The organism is Bacillus sp. GW823-FHT06B01, assembly GCF_058952315.1.
Window position 1 is genome coordinate 901,272 of sequence record NZ_JBXAHR010000002.1, and the last position, 14,144, is coordinate 915,415.

General features: G+C 36.8%; 10 protein-coding genes. All 10 read left to right on the top strand.

Annotation, left to right across the window (positions count from 1 at the left end):
* Window positions 1–2,151, top strand: a complete 2,151-nt coding sequence (locus AC1Q8N_RS11880) for a penicillin-binding protein (protein WP_088110381.1) — start codon at window positions 1–3, stop codon at window positions 2,149–2,151.
* A gap of 81 nt (window positions 2,152–2,232) precedes the next feature.
* Entirely contained in the window at window positions 2,233–4,149 is a 1,917-nt protein-coding gene (locus tag AC1Q8N_RS11885; RefSeq protein ID WP_001266227.1) for a stage V sporulation protein D, read from the top strand.
* A gap of 207 nt (window positions 4,150–4,356) precedes the next feature.
* Entirely contained in the window at window positions 4,357–5,832 is a 1,476-nt protein-coding gene (gene murE, locus AC1Q8N_RS11890; RefSeq protein WP_048546093.1) for a UDP-N-acetylmuramoyl-L-alanyl-D-glutamate--2,6-diaminopimelate ligase, read from the top strand.
* A 23-nt stretch (window positions 5,833–5,855) separates the two neighbouring features.
* Window positions 5,856–6,830, top strand: coding sequence for a phospho-N-acetylmuramoyl-pentapeptide-transferase (mraY, locus tag AC1Q8N_RS11895; RefSeq protein WP_000893058.1), 975 nt, complete (start codon window positions 5,856–5,858; stop codon window positions 6,828–6,830).
* On the top strand, window positions 6,831–8,183 hold the full coding sequence (gene murD, locus AC1Q8N_RS11900; RefSeq protein ID WP_048546091.1) for a UDP-N-acetylmuramoyl-L-alanine--D-glutamate ligase: 1,353 nt from the start codon (window positions 6,831–6,833) through the stop codon (window positions 8,181–8,183). It begins immediately after the preceding gene.
* A 90-nt stretch (window positions 8,184–8,273) separates the two neighbouring features.
* Window positions 8,274–9,365 carry a stage V sporulation protein E gene (gene spoVE / locus AC1Q8N_RS11905; protein WP_000753516.1) on the top strand — a complete coding sequence of 364 codons (1,092 nt, stop codon included), beginning with the start codon at window positions 8,274–8,276 and terminating at the stop codon, window positions 9,363–9,365.
* A gap of 104 nt (window positions 9,366–9,469) precedes the next feature.
* On the top strand, window positions 9,470–10,564 hold the full coding sequence (gene murG / locus AC1Q8N_RS11910; protein ID WP_001265424.1) for an undecaprenyldiphospho-muramoylpentapeptide beta-N-acetylglucosaminyltransferase: 1,095 nt from the start codon (window positions 9,470–9,472) through the stop codon (window positions 10,562–10,564).
* A gap of 61 nt (window positions 10,565–10,625) precedes the next feature.
* Complete coding sequence (murB, locus tag AC1Q8N_RS11915) at window positions 10,626–11,531, top strand: UDP-N-acetylmuramate dehydrogenase (protein WP_048546089.1); 906 nt, start codon at window positions 10,626–10,628, stop codon at window positions 11,529–11,531.
* 98 nt (window positions 11,532–11,629) lie between these two features.
* Window positions 11,630–12,400 (top strand): cell division protein DivIB, encoded by a 771-nt coding sequence (gene divIB, locus AC1Q8N_RS11920; protein ID WP_000798232.1) that lies wholly within the window; start codon window positions 11,630–11,632, stop codon window positions 12,398–12,400.
* Between the two features lie 400 nt (window positions 12,401–12,800).
* Entirely contained in the window at window positions 12,801–14,108 is a 1,308-nt protein-coding gene (gene ftsA, locus AC1Q8N_RS11925) for a cell division protein FtsA (RefSeq protein ID WP_048546087.1), read from the top strand.
* Window positions 14,109–14,144: the final 36 nt, after the last annotated feature.

Consider the following 14,144-nt stretch of genomic DNA (forward strand, 5'->3'; position numbering starts at 1 on the left):
ATGAAGAGAAATATGACTAAATTTCATACCAATAAGGGAGCAGGGTATTTTATGATTTTATTCCTCCTGCTCTTTTTGCTATTGTTAGCCCGATTTTTTTACATACAAGCAACAGGAACTGTTCATAATCAAGATTTGGATGCACTTGCTAAGCAAAAACATAGTAAAACAGGAGTTCTGGAAGCAAATCGCGGGACGATTTATGATCAAAACGGTCATGTATTAGCGCAAGATGCAAACTCTTATAAACTTGTAGCAGAATTAAAAGGTGCGAATCATGTTGAAAATAAAGAGGATACTGCAAAGAAAATTGCGGGAGTACTCGGAAAAGACGAAGAGAAGATTTTAGCCACGTTAAATAAAAAAGATAAAAATCAAGTCGAATTTGGATCACTAGGTAAAGATTTGACGAAAGAACAGAAGGAACAAATAGAAGCATTGAAATTGCCAGGCATATCTTTTATTACTGAAAATGCAAGAGTGTATCCGAACGGTGATTTTGCATCTTACGTTATAGGTCATGCTAAACCGAATGAAGAGGGAACTTCGATAGGGCAATTTGGTTTAGAAAAAAGTTTAGATAAGTATTTAAGTGCTTCTAACGGAAAAGTAGCTTATACAGGTGATCGTAAAGGTGTGTCTCTTGACGGTGGGAAAGTGAACGTAGAAGCACCTAAAAACGGAGATAACGCATATTTAACGATAGATCAACGTATTCAAAGTTACTTAGAAGATGCGATGAAAGCTGCAAGTAAGCATTACGATCCAGAAAGTTTAATAGGGATTGTTGCGGATCCAAAAACAGGGAAAATATTAGCGATGTCTAGTAAGCCTAGTTATGATCCAAATGATCGTCAAATTAAATATTTCTTCAATGACGCAATTGCAAATGCATTTGAACCTGGATCAACAATGAAAATTTTCACGCTAGCAGCAGCTATTAATGAAGGTGTGTATAAAGGGCAAGATTATTATCAGTCTGGTACATATCAAGTCGGAAACCGAAAAATAAAAGATCATAACGGCGGCGCTGGATGGGGATCTATCACATTTGATGAAGGGGTAGAGCGCTCTTCAAACGTAGCGTTTGCAATTTTAGGGGATCAAAAACTTGGCCCCGAACGTTTCCGAAAATATATTCATAGTTTTGGATTAGATGAAAAAACGAACATTGATTTACCTGGTGAAGGTTCAAATACAATTGGATTCGATCAGCAAATACAGCAAGTAACAACAGCTTTTGGACAAGGTTCTACTGTAACGCCAATACAGCTTGTACAAGCTGCAACTGCTATTGCAAATGATGGGAAAATGATGAAACCTTATACAATTGATAAAATTGTAGATCCAATAACAGGCGAAGTAAAATTAGAACATAAGCCAGAAGAAGTGGGAAAACCTGTTACGAAAGAAACAGCAGCGCAAGTAAGACAGTTATTAGAACGCGTCGTTACATCGCCGAAAGGAACAGGAACTGCTTATAAAATCGATGGATATTCAGTTGGTGGTAAAACAGGGACAGCGCAAATTCCGGATGGAAAAGGTGGCTATATGACGGGAAGAGAGAATTATATATTCTCATTCTTAGGGATGGCACCTATGGACGATCCGCAACTTGTTGTGTATGTAGCTGTAAAACAGCCGGAATTGAAAGATGATGAGAATGGCGCACAGCCTTTAGCTGATATTTTTAAATATGTAACTAAAAATAGTTTAGAGTATTTAAAGATTAAGCCAAATGAAATAAAAGACCCGAAAAAATATGTGAAAGAACAACAAACTGTCGTTCCGGATGTAACAGGGAAAACGATGGAAGAAGCGAAAAAAGCAATTGATAAAGCAAAACTTCGTCCAATCGTATTAGGTGAAGGGAAAGTGCAGCAGCAAGTGCCAAAAGCAACTGAGCAAACATTAAAAGGTGACCGAGTCTTCTTAGTAGGAGATAAACCTACAATGCCAAATATACAAGGCTGGGCACTGCGTGATGTTATGAATTTAGCGAAAACATTAAAGCTTAACCTAAAACCTACTGGTACCGGATATGTAACTGAACAAAGTGTGGCAGAAGGAACATTGTTACAACCTGGTACAGAGTTAGGTGTAACGCTTGTACCGCCACTTGAACCACAACAAGAAGCAGAAGAACAGTAATGGTAAAAGAGAAGAAGTTCTAATTAAATAAGTACAAGCATATATTGGAACAAGCTAGGCGTAAGGGAGGCTTGTTCCAATATGCGTGTATCAAATGTAACGGTTAGAAAACGACTTATTTTTATACTCATATCAGGTATACTTATTTTCACTATCATCGATATTCGTCTTGGATATGTGCAATTTTTTCTTGGCAATATGTTAACGGATCGTGCGAAGGATTCATGGAGTCGAAATATTACTTTTGAACCTGAACGTGGGAAGATTTTAGACCGGAATGGTGTGGAACTTGCTACGAATAAAAGTGCCCCAACTGTCTTTGTTGTACCGAGGCAAATTGAAAAACCAGCAGAGACTGCAGAGAAGTTAGCTGCAGTATTAGGTGTGGAAAAAGATGAGATTTATAAGAGAATTACAAAAAAAGAATCAATTGTAAGGTTAGATAAAGGCGGAAGGAAAATATCACATGATAAAGCGAAAGAGGTACGAGGATTAAGTTTGAAAGGTGTTTATATCGCAGAGGACTCTATCCGGTACTATCCATTTGGCAACTTTTTATCACACGTATTAGGGTTTGCAGGTAGTGATAACCAAGGTCTTATGGGACTGGAAAAATATTATGATAAAGAGCTAAATGGTGATGAAGGTCATGTGCGTTTTTTTGCAGATGCAAAAGGACAAAGGATGCCTAATGTTGGCGATGATTTCAAAAAACCAGAAGCTGGTTTGAATTTAGGTTTAACAATTGATGCACGTATTAATAGAATTATGGAAAGAGAAATGAATATTGCAGAGTCGACATATAATCCAGATGGTATGATTGCGATTGCAATGAATCCGAAAAATGGTGAAATTTTAGGTATGTCGAGTCGGCCGAGTTTTGATCCAGCAGATTTTCAAAGTGTTTCTCCAGAAGTGTATAATAGAAACTTACCAGTATGGAGTACGTATGAGCCTGGTTCAACATTTAAGATCATTACGTTAGCAGCAGCCTTGAATGAAAATTTAGTAGACTTAGAGAAAGATACGTTTTATGATGATGGAGCAGCTGAAGTGGGGGGAGCTAGATTGAAATGCTGGAAAGCGGGAGGCCATGGTAGCCAAACGTTTTTAGAAGTAGTTCAAAACTCATGTAACCCAGGATTTATTGAACTTGGTGATCGTCTTGGTAAAGACCGATTGTTTAAATACATTCGTAATTTTGGCTTTGGACAGAAAACCGGAATTGATTTGCAAGGTGAAGGTAGTGGGATTTTATTTAATTTAGATAAAGTCGGTCCAGTCGAGCAAGCAACTACTTCATTTGGTCAAGGAGTTTCTGTAACACCAATTCAACAAGTGGCAGCAGTAGCAGCGGCTGTAAATGGTGGGACATTGTATCAACCGTATATAGCTAAGGAATTTATTGATCCGAAAAATAATCAAGTTGTAAGTAAAAAGACACCTGTGGAAAAAAGAAAAGTTATTTCCAAGGAAACTTCAGAAAAAGTTCGGTATGCATTAGAGAATGTTGTAGCAAAGGGATCTGGTAAAGGTGCTTTCATTGATGGGTATCGTGTAGGTGGAAAAACAGGTACGGCTCAAAAGGTGAAAGATGGTAAATATTTAGAGAATAATTATATAGTATCTTTTATCGGTTTTGCTCCAGCGGATGATCCGGAAATTGTTGTCTATGTTGCTGTTGATAATCCGAAAGGTGTAACGCAATTTGGTGGAGTAGTAGCAGCTCCAATTGTTGGGAATATTCTTCGGGATGCACTTCCTGTTATGGGAGTGAAACCGAGAAAAGAACAAGTTGAGAGAGAATATAAATGGGGCGATACACCAACTGTGGAAGTTCCGAATTTAATTGGTATGAAAAAGAAAGACTTACAGACACAACTCGTCGACTTGAAGCTTGATATAAGTGGAGACGGAGAGAAAGTAATTAAACAATCCCCAGAAGCAGGAGCTAAAGTGAAAGAAGGCTCAAAAATTAGAATTTACTTCGGGAATTAAAGGTAACCTAGTACGTTTTATGGTACAATTGGTGGAAGTGAGTTCTTTATAGAAGAGTTACTTAATTTGAGGCTGTAAGAGCCCCAATTATAAATAAGTCTATTTATTAGACACAGTAGCACTTACCTCCTATTTTACATATTTAGGAGGTAACGTGTTGCTTATTAAAAAAGAGATAAATACACAATGTAGAGAGGGTTTAGTGAAATGAAGTTGCATACACTTTTATCATGTTTGCATGATTTTCCAGTTGTTCCAAAAGAAAATCCAGAAATCACATCTATAGAAGCTGATTCACGTAAAGTGAAAGAGGGAAGCTTATTTGTATGTATGAAAGGATATACGGTTGATAGCCATGATTTTGCTAAGCAAGCAGCGGCACAAGGAGCGGCTGCTATTGTTGCGGAAAGACCAATTGATGTTGACGTTCCAGTTGTACTTGTGAAAAACACTTTTCGTTCGTTAGCGGTTTTAGCTGATTATTTTTATGGTCAACCAACACACAAGTTACATTTAATCGGAATTACAGGTACAAATGGAAAGACAACAACATCGCATATTATGGATGAGATTATGCGCGCACATGGTCATAAAACGGGGCTAATTGGAACGATTAATATGAAAATCGGTGATGAAACATTTGAGGTGAAAAATACAACACCAGATGCACTAACACTTCAACAGACATTTTTAAAAATGGTTGAGCACGGTGTAGATAGTACAGTAATGGAAGTTTCGTCACATGCTTTAGATCTTGGTCGTGTACACGGATGTGATTACGATGTAGCAGTGTTTACAAATTTAACACAAGATCATTTAGACTATCATAAAACGATGGAAGAATATAAACATGCAAAAGGGTTGCTATTTGCACAACTTGGCAATAGTTATAACCATGATCGTGAAAAGTACGCGGTACTGAATAACGATGATGCTGTAACTGCGGAATATATGAGAAGTACTGCGGCAACTGTTGTAACGTATGGAATTGATACAACAAGTGATATTATGGCCAAAGATATCGTTATGACGAGTGCTGGAACTACATTTACGCTTGTAACACCGTATGAAAGTGTAAATGTTACGATGAAATTGATTGGGAAATTTAATGTATATAACGTACTAGCGGCAACAGCAGCAGGACTTGTTTCTGGTGTAAGTTTAGAAACGGTTATTGATGTAATAAAGCAACTAGCTGGAGTTCCAGGACGTTTTGAAGTAGTTGATGGTGGACAAAATTATACAGTTATTGTTGATTATGCACATACACCAGATAGCTTAGAGAATGTATTAAAAACAGCAAAACAGTTTGCAAAAGGCGATGTATATTGTATCGTCGGTTGTGGTGGAGATAGAGATCGAACAAAGAGACCAATCATGGCAAGTGTTGCAACAAAATATGCAACTCATGCAATTTACACTTCAGATAATCCAAGAAGTGAAGAGCCAGGAGCTATTTTAGATGATATGGTGCAGGGTGCAAATGGGAATAATTATGAAGTAATTATTGATAGAAAAGAAGCGATATACCATGCAATTGCTAACGCGAAAGCTGAAGATATCATCATTATTGCTGGTAAGGGTCATGAAACGTATCAAATTATTGGTAAAGACGTTCATCATTTTGACGATCGTGAAGTCGCTAAAGAAGCAATTACAGAGCGTTTAAACAACGAAGAGTAAACAACGTGAGAGGAGGACTACATGTGCTTGAGCAAGGTTTATTAGTAACGGCTGGGGTAGCATTCTTAATTTCTGTTGCCCTTTCGCCATTATTTATTCCATTTTTAAGGAAATTAAAGTTCGGACAGAGTATTCGTGATGAGGGACCAAAGTCACATCAAAAAAAATCAGGGACACCTACAATGGGTGGTATTGTCATATATGTATCTATGATGGTAACTTCACTTATTATGGCGATTAAGTTTAATCATTTAGGTGCAGAGGTTTCGTTATTATTATTAGTGACATTTGGCTACGGATTAATTGGATTTTTAGATGACTACATAAAGGTAGTTAAGAAGAGAAATCTTGGTTTAACATCAAAACAAAAATTAGTAGGTCAGCTTGTTATTGCTATTGCGTTCTTTTTAATTGGAAAAGGGCAAGCGTTCCACACATACATCATGATTCCGGGAACAGATGTTAAGTTTGAACTAGGTTGGGCGTATTTTGTACTTGTATTATTTATGCTTATTGGTGGATCAAATGCAGTTAACTTAACTGACGGTTTAGATGGTTTATTATCAGGAACAGCTGCTATTGCATTTGGAGCTTTTAGTATTATTGCAGTAGCGCAAGAGCAATTTGGAGTAGCGATATTCTGTATGGCAGTTGTAGGAGCTGTACTTGGATTTTTAGTATTCAATGCAAATCCAGCGAAAGTGTTTATGGGAGATACAGGTTCCTTAGCTTTAGGTGGAGCCATTGCAGCTGTAGCGATTTTATTAAAACAAGAATTACTACTTGTAATCATTGGTGGAGTATTCGTAATGGAAACTTTATCTGTTATTATTCAGGTCATTTCTTTTAAAACAACAGGAAAACGTGTCTTTAAAATGAGTCCATTACACCATCATTATGAATTATGTGGTTGGTCAGAGTGGCGTGTTGTTGTGACATTTTGGTCTGTAGGATTTTTATTAGCTGTGTTAGGAATTTATATCGGGGTGTGGATGTAATTGAAAACTGTAACTGAATTTCAAAATAAAAATATTCTTGTATTAGGCATTGCAAAAAGTGGTTATGCAGCAGCTACGTTGTTACAAAAATTAGGGGCAAATGTTATCGTAAATGACGGAAAGCCTTTAGCAGATAATGTACTTGCTGCAGAATTACAAGCAAAAGGAATGGACGTTGTATGCGGTGGTCATCCTTTAGAATTGTTAGAGAGAAATATTTCTCTTGTAGTAAAAAATCCAGGAATCCCGTATTCTAATCCAATATTAGTTGCCGCGAAAGAAAAGCAAATTCCAATTGTTACGGAAGTTGAATTAGCATATCGTATTTCAGAAGCGCCATTTATTGGGATTACGGGGTCTAACGGTAAAACGACGACGACAATGCTTGCATTTGAAATGCTAAAAGAAGGACAAAAGCATCCTATAATTGCAGGGAACATAGGAACTGTAGCGTGTGAAGTAGCACAGGGTGCAAAAGAAAATGAAGTTGTAGTTACAGAGCTTTCATCGTTCCAACTGATGGGAGTAGAATTGTTCCAACCTAAAATTGCTGCGTTTTTAAATTTATTTGAGGCCCACTTAGATTATCACGGGACGAAGAAGGAATATGGTTTAGCAAAAGCAAATATTTTTAAAAACCAAACAGAAAATGATTATAGTGTAATAAATGCAGATGATGCAGATGTGATGGCTTTAGCTGCTTATAGTAAAGGGCAAAAAGTACTATTCTCGACAAAGAAAGAAATTGAAGATGGTGCGTGTATAAAAGAGAATGCTCTTTGTTTTAAAGGTGAAAAAGTTGTTGAAGTAGGCGATATCGTTTTACCTGGTCAACATAATTTAGAAAATATTTTAGCAGCGATGAGTATCGCAAAATTATTGGGTGTTTCTAATGAAGCAATTACTGTGGTATTAAAACGTTTTACAGGTGTAAAACATCGTTTAGAATATGTAACAACTATTAACAATCGTAAGGTTTATAATGACTCAAAAGCAACGAATATGTTAGCGACTGAGAAAGCTTTATCTGCGTTTACACAACCGATTGTGTTATTAGCAGGTGGGCTTGATCGTGGAAATGAATTCGATGATTTAATTCCATATTTCAAAAATGTAAAAGCAATTGTAACATTTGGACAAACAGCTCCAAAACTAGTAAGAGCTGCAGAAAAAGCGGGATTAGATACAATTGAAAGTGTCGATACTTTAGATGAAGCGGTAGTGAAAGCTTATGCTCATTCTACAGATGGCGATGTAATTCTTCTTTCTCCAGCATGTGCAAGCTGGGATCAATTTAAAACATTTGAAGAAAGAGGAGACATTTTTATACAAGCTGTGCATAAACTTATATAAAGTAAATCAAAACATCAGTAGGCTAACACCTACTGATGTTTTGTTACATAGGGCAAAAGTTTCTGCCTAAAGAGGTGGTGTTTATGGGTAATGAAGAAAACGCCTGATTTTATTCTCATCATCGTTACACTTGCGTTGTTAACAATCGGAATGGTTATGGTGTATAGTGCGAGTGCGGTTTGGGCCTCTTATAAAATGGGGGACTCATTCTTTTTTGCAAAAAGGCAATTGCTATTTGCAAGTATTGGTGTAGTGGCTATGTTTTTAATTATGAAAATTGATTATTGGGTGTGGCGTACGTATTCAAAAGTAATTTTGCTAGTTTGCTTCATTCTTCTTATTCTTGTTCTTATTCCTGGGGTAGGACTTGTTCGAGGAGGAGCGCGAAGTTGGATTGGAATCGGGGCATTTTCCATTCAACCGTCAGAATTTATGAAATTTGCGATGATTATTTTCTTAGCAAAATTTTTAGCGGAACGACAAAAATTAATTACCTCTTTTAAACGTGGTTTACTACCAGCTCTTAGTTTTGTATTTCTTGCTTTTGGGATGATTATGTTACAGCCAGATCTTGGCACAGGAACTGTAATGGTTGGGACATGTATTATTATGATATTTATCTCGGGAGCAAGGGTATTTCACTTTGCAATGTTTGGTTTGCTTGGTGTAGCAGGATTTGTAGGGCTAATTGCATCAGCACCGTATCGAATGAAACGTATTACATCATATTTAGATCCGTGGTCAGATCCGCTTGGAAGTGGATTTCAAATTATTCAATCGTTACTCGCAATTGGACCTGGTGGATTATTCGGGCTTGGACTTGGACAAAGTAGACAAAAGTTTCTTTATTTACCTGAACCGCAAACAGACTTTATATTTGCGATCTTATCCGAGGAATTAGGTTTTATTGGTGGTTCATTTGTGTTATTATTATTTAGTCTATTATTATGGCGTGGGATTCGTATAGCTTTAGGAGCGCCAGATTTATATGGTACGTTTTTAGCAGTAGGTATTGTGGCGATGATTGCGATTCAAGTAATGATTAATGTTGGTGTTGTAACAGGATTGATGCCTGTAACAGGTATTACTTTGCCGTTTTTAAGTTATGGTGGATCAAGTTTGACATTAATGTTAATGGCAGTAGGTGTATTATTAAATATAAGTCGCCATTCTCGCTACTAAACCCTGTTTTATAAGACAGGGTTTTTCGTATGTGCGCGAAGAAACATGATGTATATAGAAATAAATACGACTGAAATAAGAAAAGAGAAGCGGAGGAGTTAGTAGTGCGTGTATTAGTAAGTGGTGGGGGCACTGGAGGTCATATTTATCCGGCTCTTGCTCTAATAAGAGAAATAAAAAAATTAAATCCGGAAGCAAGGTTTTTATATATTGGTACGGAGAGTGGATTAGAGAGCACAATCGTTCCAAAAGCAGGCATACCGTTTCAATCTATTGTTATAAGTGGATTTAAGCGTAAAATATCGTTAGATAACGTGAAAACGGTGATGCGTTTCCTAAAGGGTGTACAAGATAGTAAACGATATATTCGTCGTTTTAATCCTGATATTGTGATTGGAACGGGTGGATATGTATGTGGACCAGTTGTATATGCTGCAGCAAAATTAGGTATTCCAACCATTGTACATGAACAAAATAGTGTACCTGGTGTAACGAATAAATTTTTAAGCCGCTATGTTGATAAAGTTGCGGTTTGTTTTGAAGCGGCTGCAGAACATTTTCCACAGTCAAAAGTGGTGATGACAGGGAATCCAAGAGCATCAGAAGTAATGGATCAGAATGGAATGAAAGGAAAACGTTCAGTAGGTTTATCTCTTCCTAAAAAATCGGTACTTATTTTTGGTGGAAGTCGTGGGGCTAGACCGATTAACGATGCTTTCGTAGAGGCAATTGAACAGTTTGGAAATAAAAGTTACGAAATATTGTATGTAACAGGTGAAGTTCATTATGACAAAGTGATGGAAGCAGTGAAGCAAAAAGGGAATCCGAATAATGTTATTATTAAACCTTTCATTCATAATATGCCAGAGGTACTTACAGGTGTAGATCTTGTTGTTTCAAGAGCGGGGGCAACAACACTTGCAGAATTAACCGCGTTAGGTAAGCCAAGTGTGTTAATACCGAGTCCTTACGTAACAAATAACCATCAGGAAAAGAATGCACGTTCCGTTGTCGATAAAGGAGCAGCAAAAATGTTGCTTGAAAAAGATTTAACCGCAGAAACGCTTATTCGTGATATTGATGAGATTTTATTAGATGCACAAACATTACAAAATATGAAGCTGGCTGCGGGGCAATTAGGTATTCCCGATGCAGCAAATAAGCTGTATGAAGTAATGAATAAGCTTGTAAAAAAATAACGTTAGGTGAACGCCCTGCATACTACTGTAATAAGGATACTTAGTATGGGGGAGATTGTTTATGGAGCAATTAGTAAATGAGCTTATAGAAGCAAATGTTGGTCGCGTGTTAGTGAATGAAGCGTTAGCGCGTTATACCACTATGAAAATAGGTGGACCAGCTGATATTTTAATTGTGCCAAAGCATGTTGCCAGTATTGAAAAAACGTTGCAGTTAGTAAAAAAATATAAAACAAAGTGGACTGTAATTGGTCGAGGTTCGAACCTTCTTGTATCTGATCTAGGTATAGAAGGTGTCGTTATTCGTTTAGGAGAAGGATTAGACCACTTAGAAGTCGAAAAACATAGAGTAAGAGTTGGTGGTGGGTATCCCCTTATTAAATTATCAACTTTACTTAGTCGTCAAGGGTTATCCGGCCTGGAATTTGCCAGTGGTATTCCAGGAAGTGTTGGTGGTGCAGTGTATATGAATGCAGGAGCACATAAATCGGATATATCAAACATATTATCAAAAGCTCTTATTTTGTTTGAAAACGGAACAATTGATTGGTTAACACATGAAGAAATGGAGTTTTCCTATCGTACTTCTGTATTGCAAACGAAACGTCCTGGTATTGTTTTGGAAGCTGAGTTTCAATTGCAGGTAGGGGAGCGTGAGGGAATCGTAAGCGTCATGCAAAAGAATAAAGACTACCGTCGTGAAACACAGCCGTGGAATCATCCTTGTGCAGGAAGCATATTTCGGAATCCAATCCCATACTTTGCAGGAGACTTAATAGAAAAGGCGGGGCTTCGTGGTTATCAAATAGGCGGAGCTCAAATTTCTGAAATGCATGGGAATTTTATTATTAATACTGGGGGAGCCAGTGCGCAAGATGTCTTATCTTTAATTGCATTAATAAAACAAACAATTGAGGATAAATTTGGCGTAGAAATGCATACAGAAGTAGAAATCATTGGAAGATAACGGTTATTCGTTCCGCTCATTATCATTTATGTTATAATAAGAAGATAAGAACGGCATGAGGAACATGCCGTTTTTTATGTTACGTAGGGGGATCGTACATGAAAAATAGTAAAGTGATTAAACTACAGGATCGTGTACCAAAGTTAAAAAATCAACAGAAGAAAAACAAGAAAAATGTTAATCATCGGTTGATTTTATACATATCAATTTTATTTTTATTAGTGCTCTTTTTAATTTATTTTCGGTCTCCGCTAAGCAATATCAAAAAGATAAGTGTGTTTGGAAATCATTATATGACAGATGAACAAGTGATGAAGGAATCAGGTGTGACGTATGATACAAGTTATTTCCGAGTGACGGCACATAAAGCAGAAGAAAACCTAACGAAACGAAAAGAAATTAAAGCAGTAAATGTAAAAAAACGTTTTCCAAATAAAATTGATGTTCATATTGAAGAATATTTAACGATTGGTTATATAAACAAAGATGGGAAATTACAACCGTTACTAGAGAACGGGAAAACACTTGATGTACTTCCGAACGGAAAACTTCCTGTTGCAGCACCAATTTTTGAACCTTTTAAAGAGGAAAAAATGAAGGAGTTAATTGCTGAGCTTGAAAAATTAACACCAACTATTTTAAGGTCTATTTCTGAAATTCGTTATTCACCGACGAATGCGAATGAAGATCATCTTACTTTATATATGAACGAAGGGTACGAAGTGAGCACTACGATTCAAAATTTCGCAAAGCGTATGGAAGCTTATCCGCTTATCTTAAAAACAATTGAGCCGGGTAAAAAGGTATTAATTGATTTAGAAGTAGGGGCATATACGAAAGAATTAGGAGCGGAAGAAAAAAAAGAATAGAACGATAGTTTTTACTACGTTCCTGTAGAAAAAACGAAACGAATGTTCTATTGAATGCATCTGAATTTACAAGAATGGTTCATTTGATGAAAAAGATGTAAAAATTCTTAGATTCATACTAGGATTGGTACAAGTTTCACTTTTCTATGAGTACATCTTAGTGTAGACTTATACTTGGCGGTAATCTTTACACTTGAAATAGAATTATTTCAAGATAAGCAGTTATTCAAAGTTTACTGCGATATTCTTAAATGAATGTTAAATAAAAATAAGAAAAATATAGGGTTAAAAAAGGGAAACGTATAAAGACGTTGAATATTTTTCTTATAAATAGTAAAGTTGCGATTGTTGTTCCATATATTGAGTTGTATGGTATAAATAAAGAAGGAGGTGCCAAAGAATGAACAGCAATGAAATATATGTTAGTCTTGACATCGGTACATCCAATGTTAAAGTCATCATTGGTGAAATGGTTAATGACAGCTTAAACATTATTGGTGTTGGAAATGTAAAATCAAATGGTTTAAAGAAGGGATCGATAGTTGATATAGACGAGACTGTTCGATCAATTAAAAAAGCAATTGAACAAGCTGAGCGCATGGTGGGAATCCACATTGAGCAAGTTGTAGTAGGTGTCAATGCAAACCAGGTACAGCTACTTCCTTGTCACGGAGTAGTCGCTGTTTCAAATGAAGATCGTGAAATCGGGAATGAAGATGTCTTACGCGTTCTAGATGCAGCACAAGTTGTGTCAATTGCTCCAGAGCGTGAGTTTATTGATGTGGTACCTCGACAGTTCATCGTAGACGGTCTTGACGAGATTAACGATCCACGCGGGATGATCGGTGTAAGATTAGAAATGGAAGGTACACTTATAACAGGCTCGAGAACTTTACTACATAACCTACTTCGTTGTGTAGAAAAAGCAGGTCTTGAAATAGTTGATATTTGTCTTCAGCCTTTAGCGGCTGCAACAGTTGCTATATCTTCAGATGAAAAAAATAGAGGAGTGGCCCTTGTTGATATGGGGGGAGGATCTACAACTTTATCTATTTTTAAAGATGGAGAGTTACAAGCGACGAGCGTATTACCGTTAGGTGGAGACCATATAACGAAGGATATTGCGATTGGGTTGAAAACTTCAACAGACAATGCAGATCAAATAAAGTTGAAATATGGACATGCTTTTTATGATACAGCATCTGAAGAAGAGATGTTTACGGTTCCTATTATGGGAAGCGATCAAACAGAACAATATTCTCAGTTGGAATTATCGGATATAATAGAGGCTCGTGTAGAAGAAATTTTAATGTTTGTTCAAGATGAAGTGCGTAAGTTAGGAGTAAAGCAAGTAGCTTCTGGCTATGTACTAACTGGTGGAATTGCTTCTATGCCGGGTGTTCTTGATCTTGCATATGATATTTTACATGAAAATGTTCGTATAGCGACTCCTGATTATATTGGTGTGCGTGAGCCACAATATACAAGTGGAGTAGGATTAATTAAACATTCTTATCAAAAAGCTAAATTACGTGGAAAAAATGTGCAGGAAAAGCAAGAACATTTTGAACCAGTACCAGCACCAGCACCAACGCCGGTACAACAGCAACCTGCGAAACAAAAAACTCGTAATCAAAACAATAATAATCAAAATGATGAACGTATGATGTCAAAAGTAAAACGTGTATTCCGTTATTTATGGGATTAAAATTGGACACGAAAAATGAGGTTCTAGGGGGATTTC